We start from the raw sequence: 17,535 nt of genomic DNA, 5'->3' as shown, positions 1-17,535 counted from the left end.
CTGACAAATGAATGATGGATGAAGCATCAGCTCAACTGTAAGCGCCCCATGAATTTGAAATGGTAAGAAAAGGGCAGATCATGGTTGAGCTTAAGCAGGGAACGGACTAAATATACGGGCTCTGCTCGGATTGAAGGCCAAAAAACGAGGTTTCTAATCAGACTCCGAATGACGTGAGTTCCAGGCGTAGGCGTAATGGAGTGGCGCTCCGACTGTCACGGCTCCAAGTGTTTAGGAAAGTTCAGCCCAGATCGCGTCACTGGGATCAAGGTCGTTCTCAGATGGTGACCCCGGTTGCCCTAAATAAAGCTGGACTGTTGACTGGCTGAAGCTCAGCTTCAGAGAACTCCCCTGCCTTGCCATGTGAATGTGGGAACCACTGCTTAAGCTGGCCTATGCCACAAGACGAACACGTGCTGATTAAGGCCAGGCAACTCTTGGCGCACGCCGTCGAAGTTGGGCAGGCGTGTGCTGACTTTTATATACGCGAAGCACAGAAGGAACGGGAATGGTCAAACAGGGCGCAACAGGCAGCTGAAAAAACAGGGGCCCACAAGCGAACAGGGGGGCAAAAGCGATTGCCTATGCCTGATCCAGAATTATAATGAATCCTTGACAGGGCTGAGGGAAGCACTCCATGTTCGGGCATCTCTTTGATTCCATCTCAAATAGGCTCTCAAACCGCCCCAGGTCTGTTTTTAGGATCACAGCTTTAGCCAAATGGCAGCGCCAGAAAAAGCTTCTGACGCTGCCTTTGTTGCCCGGACGCTTTAGTCTTCCGTCCAATCTGTCTGGGTGGGCAAGGCTGTCTTGGCTTCAAAGCGGGAGGTGGCCGGGAAATTTGGAGGCACAGTGCCTCCGTTCAGGAAGCGCTGGTCGAAGCTAAAGTCGTCCCCGTAGCCTCCGATCAACTTGGGCAAGCCGTCGCTCTGAAAACTGAACACTCCACGGGGAGGCTCTTTAGAGGCGGCAACACTGCCCAGCAGATGAATGCTGCCCTGTGCAGGCGCTCTTCTCACGTCCATGACTCCAAACCCTTTGTTGGCCGCGCCCGCCAGGATCGCTGCGTGGATATAAATGTCGCTGGGCGCGTTGCGGGCATCGTTGCCAATTAAGACGCTGCCAGTTCCTGCGATCAGGCCCAACACGTTTTTGGCTCCGACCACCTGTCGTGGGTCGTCGGTGTAGGTCAGGTCGCCCGTGAGCACGATATTGCTGGTCGCGGCGATATTCAGCTGCGAGAGGGGATGAAGGGCGGGCACCACTTGAGACGGCACCGCTGTTGCAGGCAAACTACTGGGCAACGCGCCCGTGCGTTCCGGACCCTTCAGGCTGGTAATCTCGCCTTCCACGTACAGCTGACCATTCGGCACGCCATCCCGCTCCGTTGTGGTGGTGCCGCTGACGATTTTGGTTCTTTTGGTGACGTAGTTAACTGTGATGGTCGTGACCGTGGTGCCCTGCTTCACGGTGTACACCTGCTCGGCGGCGGTTTTGCTCATGATGATTTCGGCGTTGCCCTGAATGTAGAGGCCGCCTGCGGGGGGCAAGTACACTCCGGTAGGCACTGCCGACTTGCAGTCGTTGTCCTTAACACCCAAAGCGTCGCAGACATCCTTAATAGTGCTGACGGTGCCCTTAAAGTTCGGCCCCAATGAGATCGCCTTTTGCGAGGCGCTGTTGGTTGGAAGCTCGATGCTTGATTGGCCGTACTGCAAGCTGCGGTTGCCCCAATCGGGTGTGGTACAGGGCGGTAAAGACTGCGTGCTGACCAAGAAGCTTTTGCCCTTGCAATCGGTCATCTTGACTTCTCTGGCCGCTGTTGTCGCCCCCAACGAGAATCGAGGCTGACCCGTGAACATCCAGTTCTTGTTGACATGAACAGGCCCGTCATAGTTCATATCAGTCGTAAAGTAATTCCTTTCTTCAGAACCTCCGTCATCGGCCAGCAGCAGGAATTGATTCAAATATTTACGGCCCATCTGAATAGCCAGCGTGCCGTTGGTGGCGGTACGGCGGGTGAATTTGTTCTGCTTTCCAATACTCTCTACTTTGTAGTCGACGTAGTAGGTTTGTCCGATCGCCGTATATTCCTGGTCGGCCCTGAAATTGGCAAAGACGACTTTGCTGGTGTAGGTTACGCCTTCCAGTGAACCGCTTTTAACCACTGTGGGAAGGCTATTTAGGCTAATTTCCACCGATTTGTACTGAAAATCGGCCACAATAGGCGTGACTTTTGCGTCGAATTTGGAGGCGGCAAAGCTGTCTGCGTAGGGTTTGAGGATGGTATTCAGGTCGGTAATGATGCTTTCACGCAGATCGAAGGCCGACGACGCCTGGCCCGCCTCTGCCGCCGCGCGGGTTCGCACCAATCCTGAAAATCCCCCCGCCTGCTGAATGCCGGAAACGCTGCCCGTGATCATCAGTGTGCCCAGCAGCATCAGAATCGCCATAAAGACCAACGCGGTGACCAGAATGTACCCTTGCTGGGGGAGTGTCCGCTGCCCGCTCATAGCCCGGCGCTCCCGGCGACTCTGGACGGAACCACGAGGTCGCGCATGTAGACCGTGCTGGAAAGCGTGACCGTGGAGCTGAGCTTGCCGCGTTCCCGCTGGCCGGTCAGGGTGATTCGCACGGCCTTTAGGCCGGATGCAGTAGGGGCGAAGGTCGCGCCGTCTGCGGAATAGGCCACCGTCAGGCCGGTAATATCGTAGGCCACTACCTGCGGCGTGTCTCCGGCTTGCTGGCGCATCAGGGCGCTGGCTCCGTCCGCTTGCCCGATGTAGTAGCGCATGATGATCACCTTCGACAGCTGTGCCGTGGGGCTCCACTGAAATGGGTCGCCGTTGGGTTTACGCAGTTGTTGTTTGGGGTGCAGCACCTTGGCTGCGCTGGGACAGGGATTGGTGGCGTGCGCCTGCATAAAGTAGACGTATGGGTCGTTGCCGTTGGTGACGATGAAATAGTCGCCGCCGCCAAAGACTTTTTTACAGAGCTTGGTTGTCGCGCTGGGAGAAATATCCGTTTCGGCGCTGTTGGGCAAAGACTTGTTGTTTGGGTAACCAAGAGGCTGGGAAATTGGGAAGGTCGAGTCGGGGTCAGAACTCACCACAGACAACTGATTGCTGGTGGCTACGAACGGGCCGAGGTTGAGCACGGTGGCCGAGGCCGCGTCGATCACGCGTGTGGCTGTGGCTTCTCGCAAGTCCATACCCATCAGCTCGATGGACGCACGCATGCTTTCATCCACCGAGAGTTGAAGTTGGCTTTTGGCCTGTACCTGCGTGGTGCTGAGGAACATATTGAGCAAAATTCCGAAGACGACCAGGGAAATGCTGCTGGCGACGAGGAGTTCGATAATCGTGAAGCCTTGGTCGCGAGACGGACGCACAGGGGGTTTATTAGATGACACGGGGGGTTTACCAGATAACATGGGTGTTTGCCTCCACAGCCTGCTTACGGGTTTCATCTTCGACACGTACTTTCAAACGCCAGAGATCTACATTGGCCCCGTTTTGCAGCATTTCACCCGTGATGGTGGTCTTGTAGTTGCCCAACCGAGTTTTTAGCTCGGTGGCATTCACACTGTGGGAATAAATCCCGTCGGTGGCGTAATCATGGCCTTTGGGATAGGTACAGCTGAAGCGGACAGAATCTCCGGTGCAGACCGTCCCCGCAGCGGTATACGGCTCCTGGTTGGAGCGGTAGCGGTCAAGCCAACTTTCGACCACCGTATTGACAGAGGTTCGGGAGCGGGACTGACTGTCGGCCCTGATGCTAGAAAGCATCAATGAACTGACCGACGTGACCGTGACCATCGTCACGACCAGCGCGACAAGAACTTCGATAAGTGAAAATCCAGCTTGTTGTCTCATTCTCTCCTCGCGATCCCCAACGCCGTAACATTGATTTGACGGGGTTGCCCAGCAATGCTGGCTTTGATGCCTGTATTGGTGGTGATTTGATCGGTTTGCGTCCTGGCCTCAACTGAACCACGGGTACTGAACTCGAAATTGACAGCCGACGCTGCGCTCAACAACAACAGGTCTTTAAAAGCCGTTTGTGTTTTGAGAGAGACCCAAGTGTTGGTCGGCCCAAGCTGTTCAATTACATATTGCCGAGTGTTGACCAACCGCACGCGCCGAATTTGGCCTGTGGAAAGCGTACTGGTGCGGGTGACATTGATGTCGTAGGCCAGTTCGGCAAGGAAATTATTGAGCTGGGTAGTGGAGCGCCACTGGGCGGAAGCCACAGCCGAGATCCCCAATAATATGCCCAACATTGCCAGCAACACCAAGAGTTCTAACAGCGTAAAGCCGTTCATCCGCTGCGAATCCGATAGCATGAGAGCATCATAGACACTTTAAGTTAATTTTGATACAGACAGCTTCTGAACACAATGGGTGTAGTGAATGTACATAATTTATGGAAAATTTAACAGTTTGCAGGCGGTCAGCAGCAGGTTTGTAATAATTGAGGCAGTTGAACAAGATGATAAGTATAGGTAACCCGCTATTGACTTGAGTTGTGCCTGCTTGGGCCAAGTGAACACGAGGGGCTTAAATAGAAACTATGCTGTCTTGATAGGTCTTGAGCAACTCGCTGTACACCAGGCCAAATGGACACCTCACTGCTCCGGAGTGTGCGTGAAGGCATGAATCCTGCTTGGAGGAGAGGGCGAGTCGAGTTGCCCTTGGAGACGGCAACCAACCCTTTGACGGCCAGATGCCTATCTTTAAAAGCCGTAACTGAGGCCATAAAACGCTGCACACTGAGCATAGGCTTAACCCAATCAAGAGCCGTCCAATTGCCTTTTCTTGTTATATTATTGCGGCGAATTTTGGTCATATTCTACCTTTACATAACATCTAGCCAGGCAATTCGAAATGATTCAGTCAAATTTAGAAGACAGAATATTTGAATATTCGAACCCGCTATTAAGGCAGAGTTTCGTCCTCTAATCTCAAAGTGGGAGGCGATCTTTCTTTATTAAGTTATCGGCACGCGTAAAAATTCTGCGCATCTTGATGTCATTCAATAGTTTTACCGCATCAGTCTTACCTTTCCTTCAAACTACTAGGCTTGGTTGCCTATTCCCTACTAATCTCAGAGCAATGTCATGAGTGCATTGGAGTTTCGCTCTGATTTATCAGTAGGGATGGCTACATTGTCGCCTCAGGCTTTGCATACGCTGCTGGACTTGGTGGATCGGTTATGCGTTACCCACACGCCAATCCAGGCGGGCAGTGGGCGCGGGCAGGACACTGGGCATCTTGGTACTGCGCGGCTACAGCACCCGTGCGCCCAATCCCGATGAACGCATTCAGCTGGAAGCGGCGGCTCAACTCGCGGCCCTCGTGATCGAGCGCTACGACGCTCAGGCCGCGCTGAAACATCAGGCCCTCTGCGACGCGCTGACGGGTCTGCCCAACCGTACCCTCTTTGAACAAGAGCTGGAGCGTGTGCTGCACGACGCCCACGCCACCGGGCAAGTCATCGCGGTAGGCTTGATGGATCTAGACCGCTTTAAGCTGGTCAACGACACGCTGGGCCACAGCGTCGGGGACGCCCTGCTGCAACAGGTGGCCCTGCGGTTGCGCGGCGTGCTGGGCAGCCAGACCCACTTGGCCCGCATGGGCGGCGACGAATTCCTGTTTTGGCTGAACGCGCCCGCGCCAGCAGGTTCAGACACAGAGCTTATGCCAGAGACAGGGTTTATCTACGTGGCTGCCGAGCGCCTGATGGACGCCTTCCGGCAACCGTTTGCGTTGGCGGGCCGCGAGGTCTTCGTTCGGCCCAGCAGCGGCTTCAGCGTGTTTCCGGAGGCGGGAGCAGTGGTAGAACAGTTGGTGCAGCAGGCCGACACCGCCATGTATCAGGCCAAGCTGCGGGGCGGCGGCTACGCGCTGTACGCCCTAGAGGGCTACGAACGCATGACCGCCATGACCATGGAGAGTGCGCTTCACCTTGCCCTGGAGCGCGGCGAATTCGTGCTGCACTACCAACCGCAGTGGAAGGCGAGCAGCAGGCGGCTGTGGGGGGCAGAAGCCCTGCTGCGCTGGCAACATCCCGAACTCGGCCTCGTGTCACCCGACGCGTTTATTCCGCTGGCCGAGGTCACGGACCTGATCGTGCCCATCGAGGAATGGGTGCTGCGCCTGGCCTGCGAGCAAGCCGCCGCATGGGGTCAGGTTATGCCCGGCCTGCGTGTGGGCGTGAACCTGTCGGCCTGCCAGTTCCAGCAGTCTGACCTGATCGAAACGGTGACGTGGGCGCTACAGGCATCCGGCCTCTCCCCCGACCGCCTGGAACTGGAACTGACCGAGAGCATGCTGATGCAGGTCGTGGAGGCCCAAGACACCTTGCAGCGCCTCAAAGACCTGGGGGTGCAGGTGGCTGTGGACGACTTTGGAACCAGTTACTCCAATCTGGCTTACCTCAAGCACTACCCCATCGACGTGCTGAAAATTGACCGATCTTTTACAGCGGGTGTGGCGGGTTCGCATCCTTCGACCAAGCAGGATAAGGCGCTGGTAGAGGCTGTGATTCAGCTGGCACACGCACTGGAACTGGAAGTGACAGTGGAGGGCGTGGAGACGGGCGAACAGGTGGAATTCGTGCGCCAGCGCGGGTGCGAGTATGTGCAGGGCTACTGGACGGGCCGCCCCAAACGGCCGAGGGATTTGAGAAGCTGTTGACCACCACGCTCAGCGCCTTCTGAAGCAAGCCAGAAGTTGGGACGACAGTTCCTGGACGGACGAACCGCCCTAACACGGAATCTATACGATCGCCAGGAATTTTTAGAGCGTTCCAGACCGCTTTTCTCCACGCATCAGCAACCCGCCGGTCACCAGCATGGCCGCCCCCCACACCAAGAATCCGAGATCGTAAGCCAGTTGATCGGGGCCGGGCCGGACGTGGTGCAGCCCCAACAGTTGGTGGGACACAGTACCCTCCAGCACATTGAACAGGCCCCAGCCGAACAGCAGCGCCCCAACGAAGGCTAGGGTGGGCCTCGGCTGATGCGTCCCGCGTGTTCCCCGCCACAGCAGCACAAGACCAATCAGAGTAAAAACCCATGTGGCAGCATGAAATAGCCCATCGGCCAACGTGTTGAATTTCAGATTTTGAAGCGTCGTGGGTGGATAAACTTCACTGACCAGATGGTGCCACTGCAGAATCTGGTGCAGCACGATGCCGTCGAAAAAGCCGCCGATGCCGAGGCCCAACCAGATGCCCGCAGCACGCCAAGTTTTGTAAAACGAGGGAGCGGGGGAAGCAGAAACATGGGCCGATGACAACGGTTTGGACATACAACGTCTCCTTAGAAATGGACAGAGCACCTTGATTCTCCACACTGCGTGGCGGCCAAGTCAGGGCCGATCAACATTTCGGCATTCCCACGGCCAAAAACGTCGAACCAGTGCTGTCCTATGGTCTGGCAAACCAACACAGCCAATATTCAACTTGCCCAGTGTGACGAGCGCAACAGCCAAACAGATGGCAGGCCTTTTAAGGCCGAGTTGATGCTGCTCGGCTAGCGCGTAAGTGATTCGAAAACGTGTGCATTGACCGGAAGGAGATGGGCCTACGCTCCCTGTTTTCAATGGTTGTCTAGTCGAATTTGACTATTGCGGACTTGTGGAATTGGAGCATTGACCTATTGCGGACTTGTGGAATTAATTGTCTTTGCTATTGCGGACTTGTGGAGTTGAAGCGGTCTTCCCTATTGCGGACTTGTGGAATTGGAGCATTGACCTATTGCGGACTTGTGGAATTGGCGCTCCTGCCGTATTGCGGACTTGTGGAATTGGTATTGCGGACTTGTGGAGTTGAGCAGAAAGGGTATTGCGGACTTGTGGCGTTTCGGGCCGTTTCCTATTGCGGACTTGTGGAATTGGTATTGCGGACTTGTGGAATTGAGATTATAAACCGCGTCCCAGACGACAAAAAATCTGCTCCCTTGATGATTGATCATTCAATTTTTTAAACAATCTTTTAAATCTTTTATCAGTAAGAAGTAAAAAGATTGATCAACAACAAAACGGGTCTACATAGCTCTGGGGGAGATCAGCACCCATGCCAACGACTCAGTTTTCCAACAGGCCTGCGAGCGCACACCCCATTTAGCCGTTAGCATGAGATGTGCCACGCAAAGCCGCTTTACCAAAGCAGGCCAATCAGGAAACCGTTCTGTCCAGCTCTAGCAGCGAAGAGCGCAACCTGAATAGGCTTTCTCTGGTGCTTGCCGCATCGCGCGTTCCGGATACACTCACCTCCTGGACGCGTTCTTGGTCGTCGGCAGACCATTTGGGAATCACGGTTCATGTCAGTTGCTTGGCCAGTGCAAACGACGTTGTTCCGCACGGCATCGACAACGACATTCTCTTTGGCTTGACCAACGCGTACATCGGTGCTGGCTTGCCTTCAGACAACACGTTCCGAGTCACGGCATACCAGTTGCTGGTGTATGCGGCGCTGCCCATTGGCGGTCACAGTTACGCCGTCGTCAAGCCCAGTCTGACGCGCTTGCGGAACAGCACATTTACCATCACAGACAGCTGGTATGACCGCAAAGAGGAAACCTATCAGTCCTTGAGTACCAGCTTGGTGCAGAACTGGAAAGTGATCGAGCGGCGGCGTGCCCCGTCTAGTTTTGGGGATGAGTCGGTGAATGCCGAAGCGCTCTTTCAGGTCACGCTCGACCCTGATTTGGCCCGGAGCATCCGGCTTGGGTACATCCGGCCCGTTGATTTAAACATTCTGCGGAACTTGACCCAGCCGCTCACACGCACGTTGTACCGCAAGTTGGAAGACGAAAAAAATCCAGTAGACCGCCCAGAGCAACTGGCTTACCAGACTGCGTTGCTGCCTTGGGCCGAGCGCCTCGGCATCAATGGCCGCCCAGACACTATTCGGCGGGCGCTACAAACGCCTCATCAACAATTGATGGAGTGTGGGTTTTTGGCTGATGTGAGTTACGTTGGGCGCGGCAAAGATCAAGATATCCAGTACGTGTTTGCACAAACGATGCAGCCGCCTGCCCGTCCGGAAGCAGTAGCTGCCCTTACCAGCCGCCGCATTACCCAAGGTGCAGCTCTGAAATACGCCGCTGAATACGGTTTAGAGGCGGTGATGGAGGCTGTAAAACGTTATGACGCGCTGTTGGCCTCTGGTTATCAGGCCAAGAGTCTTAGCGGACTGTTGGTCGATATTCTGCGTAATCCACTTAAATACCAATTGATTGAGGACGTTCCAGCCTCGCCCCAATCGCTGCCCAGCCGGGTGGAAGTCGTCGCCGAGCCACCTGAGGATGAAGAACGCTCGGTTCATACTGCCGCGTTTATATTGAAAAAGGTCACGTTGCCTGAAAGCCTCAAGGATACGGTAACGGAACTGTATTTGCACGGCTTGGTCACGGCCACCGAGCTTGCCAGCTTGAAGCATGAGACCGAGCCTGCCAAAACAGTACTTTTGTGGAGCGCACGGGAGAATGGAAGCAAAGGCGAGTCCGAGCAATGAACTGGTTGGCTTCCAAGCCTCATGTAAGGGCCGTTATCAGCCGTGTAGCAATCTGTGCGGTCTCCGAGTGCAAGACAAACGTGCTTACCCTGCCACGTGGCTTACAAGAGCTCCCACTGAGGTTGTAAGAACACAAAAAGGTCAGAGGAAGCTACACACTCGACAGACCTCTCGCCTGTGAGTTTTGAGCTGAACGAATCGCTCTAGGGACTGCTTATGCATCTTGCAGGCGGTAGTCAATCTCCACTTGTCCCTTCAAAGCCCGTGTATAGGCGCAGATTTCCGCACCCCGGTCTACCAAGTGTTGAGCTTTTTCGCGGCTCAGACCCGGTAGGGTAATATCCAGCGCCACTTGCAGGTCGTGGGCGTCGCCATTGGACAGCAGTCCCACTGTTGCCGTGACCTGCATCACTCCAAATTCTTCGTACGATTCGGCGCGGGCTGCGGCTCCCATCGCGCTCTCGAAGCAGGCGGCCAGTGCCCCGGCAAACAGCTGTTCTGGAGTGCTGCCTACGCCGCCCTTCCCACCCATGCCTTGGGGAACGCTCAGGCGGACGTTCAACTGTTTGTCTTCACTGTCAACGTGTCCTGCACGTCCGCCGTGAGCCGAAGCGGTGGTTTGGTACAACAAGTCTGAAGTGGTCATAACCCACAAAGTGCCTGTATGCCGTGTGGTGAACGGTAGGAATCACTACGGTTGCGCGCCAGTCTGAAGATCAGATCAACAAAAAGGCCCGTGTTGTATCAAGGGCTGTGGTCGTCTTGTATGCAGCGGACGGCAGGGCGTCAACGTGGCCGCATTCTCGGGCAGAATTGGGCATAGTAGAAGGCAGATGTTCGAGACTCCCTCCCCCTTGTGCCGCATGTATGACCCGCAATAACCTCGGCCAGCTCTGCTCTGGCAGTATGCCATCATCCCTCTCCCAACCCCGGATGAGACGTGGCTAGAGGCCTCCAGTTTCAAGCCTTGGCGGAGCTACCCAGAAATGCCCGCAACTCTATTCTGATGGAGCCGCTGTGGGCCGTGTTCGGCACAGTCGTCATCTACTACGCGCCCCTGTACATGCGGAGTGTAGGGCTGTCCAGCACGCAAATCGGGCTGCTGGGATCAGTCACGTTGGCCCTCTCGTTCTTGTTTCAGGCGGTGGCCGCGCCGATTACCAACCGAGTAGGCCGCAAGCGCACTACGCTCATTGGCGACCTGATTTCTTGGACGATTCCCATGTTCGTGTGGGCCACCGCCAACAGTTTCGCGGCCTTCGCGGTGGCCGCCGCCCTGAGTGCCAGCGGACGAATCGTAGCGGTTTCGTGGAGTTTGCTCTTAATTGAAGACGTAGAGGAGCGACAGCGGGCGCGGGTCTTCGGCATCATCAACCTGATCGTGACGGTGTGTGGGCTGCTGACTCCCCTAGTGGGGCTGGTCATCGCGCGGCACGGCGTAACGGACACCATGCGGGGCTTTTATGCGCTGGGCGGCGTCGGCATGACCATCATGTTCTTGTGGCGTAATGCCATCACCGACGAAACTAAGAGTGGCGTAGCGGCCATGCAGCAGCATCGCGACTTGGGCCTAATGGACAGCGTGCGCCACGCCCTGACGATGGTGACGGGCATGCGCGGCCATCCGGGACTCCTCGGCATGTCGGCCTTTTACGTCCTCACCGTGTTCATAGAACAGCTCAGCCTATTTCAAATCTTGTTCCTGCAAGAAACATTGCACTTCAGCGCCCAAACCCTCTCGTTCGTGCCGTTCGTCGGGGCGTTCGTAACGCTGCTGCTGTACTGGGTGGGCCTGCCCCGGCTGTCCGGCTTGCCGATAGGCCGCACGCTGGTCGTGACGCGTGCGGTGGGAGTGATCGGCGCGGTGCTGCTCCTGCTTGTTCCGGCAGGGAATGTAGCGGTCATGTTGGCCGTGGTGGGCCTCTTGGTCGGCAGCACCTTTCTGACGCAAACCTACCGCGACGCCGCCCTGTTTGGCCGCCTACCCAAAGACGGAACCGCCGATCTGTTCTCCGCAGTTCAGACGCTCACCCTGCTGTGTTCTATTCCGGCAGCGGGCATCGCGGGGGCTATTTTTGCCGTGTCGCCACACACTTTGTTTGTTTTGATTGCTGTGCTGTGCGTGCTGCTGCTGTTGCTGGCGGTCTGGTTGGCGCGGCGAGAAGCTGGGGCGCAAACGGCAGCCAGCAGGAATTGACGCCGCTGCTCTACTGAGCTGTTCGGGTCGTTTCTGACGTGCGACGTTGACGGGCTAGCTTGCAAGTTCTAAAGAGTGAGTGTACAATCACTCACATGCCTGCCACCGTCTCCTCTCTCTCTACTGCCGAAGCTCGGCGCGAAACGGTACTGGCGAGCGCCGTTGTCGTCTTCGCCCAATCCGGCTACCTCGGCACGCCGATTACCGCTGTGGCGGCGCATGCACAGATTTCTCCGGCCTACGTCTTCAAACTCTTTCCCACCAAGGAGGTCTTGTTTGTCGCCACCTTGCAGCGCTGCTACGAACTGATTCAGATCGCCCTCGTGCGCGGGGCCGATGCCAGCGTCGACCAGACCCCCGACGGCCTCCTGCGAGCCATGGGCGGCACCTACACCAACCTGATCGCTGACCGCAACTTGCTGATGCTTCAGGTTCATGCCCAATCTGCGGCAGAAGTGCCCGAAATTCGCTCGGCGCTCCGTCAGGGCCTCCAGCAGATCACCACCTTTGTCAAAACCCGTTCGGGCGCGTCTGACGAGTCGGTGCAACGGTTCATTGCTTACGGTCAACTGTGTCATCTGGTCGTCACTGCCGGATTGGAACGAGACACGCCACATTGGGCACTCCTGCTGACGGTGGGCCTGCGACACCCGTGAAGACCAATCAGCTTCTCAACAGTTCTTTGTTTCTCATTTGGTGAGTGACCAATCACACTCTACCATCACCTGTCTTCAAGGAGGTTCCCATGACCACGACCCTGACCACCGAAATCATCATGCCCGGCCTCGTTCAGCCCTCCGGCCTCCAGCTTCGTCAGCGCACTTTGCCCGCCCCCACCGCCGGGCAAGCCCTCGTTCAAATTGATGCCAGCGGTGTTTCTTTTGCCGAGCAATCTATGCGCCGGGGACGCTATCCCGGCCAGCCCAGGTTTCCGTTTGTTCCCGGCTACGACTTTGTGGGCACCGTGCTTGCTGTGGGGAATGGAGTTGCCCCAGACCTGATCGGCAGGCGAGTTGCCGCCGTGACCAAAACGGGCGGTTGGGCCAGCCATACCGTCGTTCTGGCTGCCGACCTGGTGCCCGTACCTTCCGTCCTTGATCCAGCCTTGGTGGAGACCGTTCTGGTCAACGGTGTGACCGCCTGGCAGATGCTTTACCGCAGCGCAGCTGTCAAACCCGGCCAAACGATCTTGGTTCACGGAGCCAATGGCGGCGTCGGCACCGTCCTGTGCCAGCTGGCCCTGCACGCGGGGATTCGGGTCATCGGCACCGCTGCTCCCCGGCATCACGCGGCGCTGAGTGCCGCAGGAATAGAGCCTGTCGATTACGGCGTTCCAGATGTGGCGGCGCGTGTTCGGGCGCTGGCTCCGGGGGGCGTGCAGGCCGCCTTCGACCATCTGGGGCTAGAGAGTGCCCGCACCTCGTTTGGCCTGCTGGCACGGGGCGGGCGTCTGATTTGCTACGGCACGGCCACTGGGCTGAAGGACAATACTTCGGTCATCCGTATTTTCCTGGCCATGCTCTCGCAGATCACACTCTGGAACGCGCTGCCCAACTCGCACCGGGCATCGTTCTATAATTTTTGGGGAGGCCATTCCATCGGCCTGACTGCCTTTCGCCGCCGCTTCCGTACCGACCTGACTGCGGTGCTGGGGTTGCTGGAACAGGGGGCCATCCGTCCACACATTGCCGCCAAGTTTTCTCTGAAAAACGCCGCTGCGGCGCTAGAACTCGCCGAATCCCGCACCGTTCAGGGCAAAGTCATCATCGTGCCCTGAGCTCGTCTGTCGTTACTGCTCTGCGGGGCAAAAAGAATTCGGTCAGTGCAGAGCTTGATGCCCTGAGACTGACCGACTCCGTGTGAGTGGCGCGATTGCGACTGAATTTCTGCACGCTTGGGTTGGAGCGGGGCGGCCAGCACCTGCAGGGGCCAGAGCCTCAGTTGATAGCAATATCCTTGGCCAACGCCTTCAGCTGATAGCGGGCCATTGCCAGATTGGCCTTGTCTTTGGCCAGCACAAGGTACAAAAATAGCGTTTGGTTGGGCACGATATAGATGATGTGGTACTGGGTTTGCAGGGTAATCAACATGTCCTCAATCTCGCCCTGAATGCCCAGCATTCCATGGTTTTCATCTTGGCCCGCACCACGTCCGAGTTGCCTGCGGCGGCCAGTTCCAGGTTCACGCCCGAACCGACGGTGCCCAGCGCCATCCCGCTGCCGTAATCGACGAGTGCGGCGCCCATGATGCCGTCAATGCTTTGCAGGGCCGAACTCAGGGTTTCTTTGACGTTTGCCATGATGGTCTCTTCGCCCAGGGTGCAGGGCGGGTTGAACACTAGAGGGTGAGGGACGGGTGGCAACCACAGCACCGGAAAGTTCCGGCGTGACCGGCTCAGCGGGCGGTCATTCGGCCACCGGAGCGGGCTGGGGCTTGTGGGGCCGTCGAATGTTTGGGTCTGCGAAACCCCACGTCCTCCTCAGGGTCGTCGATCAACAGATTTGCCGGACTCAGCTGTGCGGCGGCGTAAAACGCTTCGTCCTGGGGCTGCATGGCTTCCATCAGCAGGGCGGTCAGTGGGCGGCCAATCTGGTCACGCTGGTTGTGGTACGAGCGCTCAAGCTCTACGGTGGGCTGTTCCCAGGCCAAAATGTGCAGTGCCGCCGCTTCCCCCACTTCTCCAGAGCCGTGCGTGTAAGCGTTTACGAGACGGCCTTGATGCAGATGCAGCCGCCCCCACCGCTCGCCCGACGTGACCCGCACCGATATACTTTTTTGGTCCCATTCCATCATCTGAAGGAAACTGGGCAGCGACACCCCCTGCACCGATCCCCGGCTGTGCTGCGCCAACTCGCTGCTGATGGTCTGCACGATGGTGGCCGGATCATCCAAGTTAACACCAGGCATGATGCCGAACCATTCAAAGAGCTCGTCTAGCCGTCTCAGAGGGCGTTGACTGAGTAACAACAAAAAAGGTAGAGGGCCAGTTCAATTTGACGTGTGTCAGAAGGGCCAGCAGATCGGCACAGAGTTCGTCGCCGACTTGGTGGCACACGATCACCGCCAATTGAGGGGCTTCCGGCGCAGGCACAGACACCACATCCGGAGTCGAAACAAAACTTTGGATTTCTCACAGGGCAAAACTGGGAACAGAGGCATGTAGGAGCGGCACAATCTGCTGGTCTATATCTCCTATTAAAAAGAGGGCTGGGACTACCGAGGGATAAGACAAGCGAATAAGCTCCTCTCCCGTATGCATCACCTACGGGACATTAAACTTTGGCACATCAACATAAAATCAGTCGACATCAAAATATTAACTACTCGAGTGTTACAAATTTATCTCCAATCTTTACTTTATGTTTGCCCTACTATAAAGCTATAGCCACAGCATCTGGATAGGAGCGAGCAGATGGATTGTCGAGCTTGAATACAGGCGAATTGGCCGTTTTCTAAAGTCGAGATTGACTTTCGATCAGTGTATGGGTTATTTCAGCGGCTTAGATGGAGTTTGTAGTAGTTCATACTCTTTGGGCAACACAAAAGAGGGCGGCGTTTGCTGAGGCGGCATTGAAAGACTGCCCGCAGTGCTGCCCGCCGCTGTGTTCCACCATGACCTATGCCCACCCAGTGTCCCCATCTTCCGGCCCACGCCTTTCGCCGCGTGGACGAAACCGGCGACGAGGCGTTTTATGCCCAGCCCCGCTTCGTGACCCACATCGATGACGGCGCGATTGCCGCCGTGACGGATTTGTACCGTCAGTATTTCCCGGCACAGGGAGCCGTTCTTGACCTGATGAGTTCCTGGGTCAGCCACTTGCCGCCGGAAGTGGAGTATGGCTGGATCGAGGGACTGGGGATGAACCGGCAGGAATTGGCCGCCAACCCGCGCCTGACAGGATTTACGGTGCAAAACCTGAACGAGAATCACCAGTTACCTTACGAATCCGCGACCTTCGACGGCTGCGGCATCTGCGTTTCCATCGATTACCTGACGCAGCCTATAAAAGTGCTGCGCGAGGTCGCCCGCGTGCTGAAGCCGGGCGCACCCATTGTCATTACCTTTTCTAACCGCTGTTTTCCCACCAAAGCGGTGCAGATCTGGCACAGCCTAGACGACGCGGGCCACCTTGCATTGGTCGCCGATTTTTTGCGGCAAGCGGGCGGGTTCGCGGGCGTTCAAATGCTAGATTGCAGCCCAACGCAGAGGCGGCGCGGCGATCCCCTTTTTGCTGTGGTGGCCTCGGCTACGGGTGAGGTAGAAGGGGCTGGGTCTGAGCCGCTGTAGCCAACAAAACTCCCCCTCAAAGCCCCAATGTCCGGAGCTTGAAGGAGGAGTTGGCAGGGAAAGTCAGAAGACCGAGTTGGAGCGAAAACGGTTGCCGCTTATGGTGCGCTAGGTGCAGGAGTGGCCGGGGCGGGTGCAGGCGCAGGCGCGGCAGTGCTGGTCAGCAGGGTTTGGGCTTCTTGCAAATGCTGGGTCACCACAGGCTCCTGGTCCTTGGCAAGAACCGTCACACCCGCGTCTTTGCCCGATGTCTGCTGGTTTTTCAAGAGACTCAGGGCCAGTTGGTGTCCTAGCACTTGCTCCTGAAGGTAAGCCTGATCTACTGGGGCGGTGGCGGGCAACTCGTTAAGGGCCGTCACTTTCAGTTGCAGATCGGGCGGCAGCATGGTGGGCAGGGGCACGCCGCGTGGGGCCGCCACCGTCGCCACCTGGGCCTGCGCCGCCGTGTGATGGTCAATCATCTTCTGGGCATAAGCTTTGACGGCTGCCGAGTTGGATTTGGTCAAGATGGCCTGCGAAGACTGAATCTCAAAGAGGTTGCTGCCCGTGATGGCCTGCAGAAAGAGGCCGTCGACGGTGCTGGCGTTGGTCGGGCTGCCCATAGACATCATGGCAGGCGAGCAGGAGGCCAGCAAAGCAGGCAGGAGCAGCGGCGTCAGACGTTTGAAGCTAGAGTTTCCAAACATACAGCCTCCAGGGAGCCGCCTCACCGTCAGGTCAGCGGTCTAGGGTGATCCGGGAGCCGTATTGTGCCCACTCGAACCATCAAAAAGATGGCAGAGCGTTTAAGGCCGAGTTCAGGTCAGGACGCCGCGTACAGGGCTGTTGAGTTCAGGATTGCTGGGGGCAGGGTTGCTGATAACAGGCCAACCCTTCTTTCCATCAGGCTCAGTTCATGAGGCGTGCGTAAGCTGCGCTCCATGCGCCGCCTGACCCCGCTTGCTACTCTCGTCTTGGCCCCGCTCCTCGGTAGCTGTGCGTGGGGCGCGTACTTGCCGCCCAGCACCGCGCTGGAAAGGCAGATCAACGGCCAGTACGAGGGCATTGGCGTTGGCCCCACCGGGCGCGTTCCGTACCGCTTCAATGTGGCTCTCGTGGAGCGCGATGGACGGGCGAGCGGCACGTTGGTCAACTTGGAGAGCCGCAAAACCTATGCGGGCAGCGGTACCTTCAAACGCCTTCAGGACGGCACAGAACTCACCCTGAACCTGTACGAGAATGGCCGCCACCGCGCCAACGTGTACCTCGTGCGGCGCGATCAGAATGGGCAGGTTAGCCTGGACGGGCACCTGCGAACGGTGTTGTTGGGCCGCGAAACCTTCGGCTATACGCTGAGCCTGAAGCCTATGCAGGGCGTGGCCCAACCCTGATCGCTGTGAGTATAAAGCGGCCATTGAGCGGGATGTCGTAAGCCCGCATCAGGTGAGCAGGGCCACAGAGTTCACATCGTCGGTTCAGGCTGCCTGACCCGCCTAAGCTCGATTTAAATTTTAATACAGTCTTTCAAAGATTCGAGCGCCTACACTGA

General features: G+C 57.0%; 15 protein-coding genes and 1 pseudogene. 7 read left to right on the top strand and 9 right to left on the bottom strand.

Annotated elements, in window-relative coordinates; genetic code table 11:
* Positions 1-770: 770 nt before the first annotated feature.
* The 4 genes from M1R55_RS26645 to M1R55_RS26630 are packed head-to-tail and all read right to left on the bottom strand — an operon-like array spanning position 771 to position 4,345.
* Positions 771-2,513 carry a DUF4900 domain-containing protein gene (locus M1R55_RS26645; protein ID WP_249396270.1) on the bottom strand — a complete coding sequence of 581 codons (1,743 nt, stop codon included), beginning with the start codon at positions 2,511-2,513 and terminating at the stop codon, positions 771-773.
* A complete protein-coding gene (locus M1R55_RS26640) occupies positions 2,510-3,391 on the bottom strand; it encodes a PilW family protein (RefSeq protein WP_249396269.1) in 882 nt (293 codons plus the stop codon). The genes M1R55_RS26645 and M1R55_RS26640 overlap by 4 nt, the downstream gene beginning before the upstream one ends.
* A gap of 28 nt (positions 3,392-3,419) precedes the next feature.
* Complete coding sequence (locus tag M1R55_RS26635; RefSeq protein ID WP_249396268.1) at positions 3,420-3,875, bottom strand: prepilin-type N-terminal cleavage/methylation domain-containing protein; 456 nt, start codon at positions 3,873-3,875, stop codon at positions 3,420-3,422.
* Positions 3,872-4,345 carry a prepilin-type N-terminal cleavage/methylation domain-containing protein gene (locus tag M1R55_RS26630; RefSeq protein WP_249396267.1) on the bottom strand — a complete coding sequence of 158 codons (474 nt, stop codon included), beginning with the start codon at positions 4,343-4,345 and terminating at the stop codon, positions 3,872-3,874. Before M1R55_RS26630 ends, M1R55_RS26635 begins: the two co-directional genes overlap by 4 nt.
* 901 nt (positions 4,346-5,246) lie before the next feature.
* Between M1R55_RS26630 and M1R55_RS26625 the strand changes: the two genes are divergently transcribed.
* Complete coding sequence (locus tag M1R55_RS26625; RefSeq protein ID WP_249396266.1) at positions 5,247-6,698, top strand: bifunctional diguanylate cyclase/phosphodiesterase; 1,452 nt, start codon at positions 5,247-5,249, stop codon at positions 6,696-6,698.
* 102 nt (positions 6,699-6,800) lie between these two features.
* On the opposite strand, the gene M1R55_RS26620 is transcribed toward M1R55_RS26625, so the two are convergent.
* Entirely contained in the window at positions 6,801-7,313 is a 513-nt protein-coding gene (locus tag M1R55_RS26620; RefSeq protein WP_249396265.1) for a DUF2243 domain-containing protein, read from the bottom strand.
* Between the two features lie 928 nt (positions 7,314-8,241).
* On the opposite strand from M1R55_RS26620, the gene M1R55_RS26615 reads away from it, so the two are divergent.
* Positions 8,242-9,522: a replication initiator protein A gene (locus M1R55_RS26615; RefSeq protein ID WP_249396264.1), complete on the top strand. Its 1,281-nt coding sequence runs from the start codon at positions 8,242-8,244 to the stop codon at positions 9,520-9,522.
* A 214-nt stretch (positions 9,523-9,736) separates the two neighbouring features.
* Here the strand turns inward: M1R55_RS26615 and M1R55_RS26610 are convergent, their stop codons facing one another.
* Positions 9,737-10,168 (bottom strand): Ohr family peroxiredoxin, encoded by a 432-nt coding sequence (locus M1R55_RS26610; RefSeq protein ID WP_249396263.1) that lies wholly within the window; start codon positions 10,166-10,168, stop codon positions 9,737-9,739.
* 294 nt (positions 10,169-10,462) lie between these two features.
* Between M1R55_RS26610 and M1R55_RS26605 the strand changes: the two genes are divergently transcribed.
* The 3 genes from M1R55_RS26605 to M1R55_RS26595 all read left to right on the top strand — a co-directional run bounded on the left by M1R55_RS26605 (position 10,463) and on the right by M1R55_RS26595 (position 13,496).
* Positions 10,463-11,719 (top strand): MFS transporter, encoded by a 1,257-nt coding sequence (locus M1R55_RS26605; RefSeq protein ID WP_249396262.1) that lies wholly within the window; start codon positions 10,463-10,465, stop codon positions 11,717-11,719.
* 95 nt (positions 11,720-11,814) lie between these two features.
* Positions 11,815-12,375, top strand: a complete 561-nt coding sequence (locus tag M1R55_RS26600; RefSeq protein WP_249396261.1) for a TetR/AcrR family transcriptional regulator — start codon at positions 11,815-11,817, stop codon at positions 12,373-12,375.
* A gap of 89 nt (positions 12,376-12,464) precedes the next feature.
* Positions 12,465-13,496, top strand: coding sequence for a medium chain dehydrogenase/reductase family protein (locus tag M1R55_RS26595; RefSeq protein ID WP_249396260.1), 1,032 nt, complete (start codon positions 12,465-12,467; stop codon positions 13,494-13,496).
* Positions 13,497-13,656: 160 nt separating this feature from the next.
* Here M1R55_RS26595 and M1R55_RS26590 read toward each other — a convergent pair.
* Both M1R55_RS26590 and M1R55_RS26585 read right to left on the bottom strand, forming a co-directional pair.
* Positions 13,657-14,018, bottom strand: a pseudogene (locus M1R55_RS26590) (hypothetical protein).
* 95 nt (positions 14,019-14,113) lie between these two features.
* On the bottom strand, positions 14,114-14,626 hold the full coding sequence (locus M1R55_RS26585) for a DUF4388 domain-containing protein (RefSeq protein WP_249396259.1): 513 nt from the start codon (positions 14,624-14,626) through the stop codon (positions 14,114-14,116).
* A gap of 712 nt (positions 14,627-15,338) precedes the next feature.
* On the opposite strand from M1R55_RS26585, the gene M1R55_RS26580 reads away from it, so the two are divergent.
* Positions 15,339-16,007: a methyltransferase domain-containing protein gene (locus tag M1R55_RS26580; RefSeq protein ID WP_249396258.1), complete on the top strand. Its 669-nt coding sequence runs from the start codon at positions 15,339-15,341 to the stop codon at positions 16,005-16,007.
* Positions 16,008-16,105: 98 nt separating this feature from the next.
* Here M1R55_RS26580 and M1R55_RS26575 read toward each other — a convergent pair whose 3' ends face one another.
* Positions 16,106-16,693, bottom strand: coding sequence for a DUF4142 domain-containing protein (locus M1R55_RS26575; protein WP_249396257.1), 588 nt, complete (start codon positions 16,691-16,693; stop codon positions 16,106-16,108).
* Between the two features lie 216 nt (positions 16,694-16,909).
* On the opposite strand from M1R55_RS26575, the gene M1R55_RS26570 reads away from it, so the two are divergent.
* Complete coding sequence (locus tag M1R55_RS26570) at positions 16,910-17,377, top strand: hypothetical protein (RefSeq protein WP_249396256.1); 468 nt, start codon at positions 16,910-16,912, stop codon at positions 17,375-17,377.
* The last annotated feature ends 158 nt before the right edge of the window (positions 17,378-17,535 follow it).

Origin of the sequence: Deinococcus sp. QL22, from assembly GCF_023370075.1 — a bacterium.
GTDB lineage: Bacteria > Deinococcota > Deinococci > Deinococcales > Deinococcaceae > Deinococcus.
Note: the sequence above shows the minus strand (reverse complement) of the source record. Positions and strands in the feature narration are given on the sequence as shown.

Coding starts and splice junctions, on each gene's coding strand:
- M1R55_RS26645 (WP_249396270.1), bottom strand. CDS start 2,513: ATGAGCGGGCAGCGGACACTCCCCCAGCAAGGGTACATTCTGGTCACC.
- M1R55_RS26600 (WP_249396261.1), top strand. CDS start 11,815: ATGCCTGCCACCGTCTCCTCTCTCTCTACTGCCGAAGCTCGGCGCGAA.
- M1R55_RS26610 (WP_249396263.1), bottom strand. CDS start 10,168: ATGACCACTTCAGACTTGTTGTACCAAACCACCGCTTCGGCTCACGGC.
- M1R55_RS26580 (WP_249396258.1), top strand. CDS start 15,339: ATGCCCACCCAGTGTCCCCATCTTCCGGCCCACGCCTTTCGCCGCGTG.
- M1R55_RS26630 (WP_249396267.1), bottom strand. CDS start 4,345: ATGCTATCGGATTCGCAGCGGATGAACGGCTTTACGCTGTTAGAACTC.
- M1R55_RS26595 (WP_249396260.1), top strand. CDS start 12,465: ATGACCACGACCCTGACCACCGAAATCATCATGCCCGGCCTCGTTCAG.
- M1R55_RS26620 (WP_249396265.1), bottom strand. CDS start 7,313: ATGTCCAAACCGTTGTCATCGGCCCATGTTTCTGCTTCCCCCGCTCCC.
- M1R55_RS26585 (WP_249396259.1), bottom strand. CDS start 14,626: ATGCCTGGTGTTAACTTGGATGATCCGGCCACCATCGTGCAGACCATC.
- M1R55_RS26575 (WP_249396257.1), bottom strand. CDS start 16,693: ATGTTTGGAAACTCTAGCTTCAAACGTCTGACGCCGCTGCTCCTGCCT.
- M1R55_RS26635 (WP_249396268.1), bottom strand. CDS start 3,875: ATGAGACAACAAGCTGGATTTTCACTTATCGAAGTTCTTGTCGCGCTG.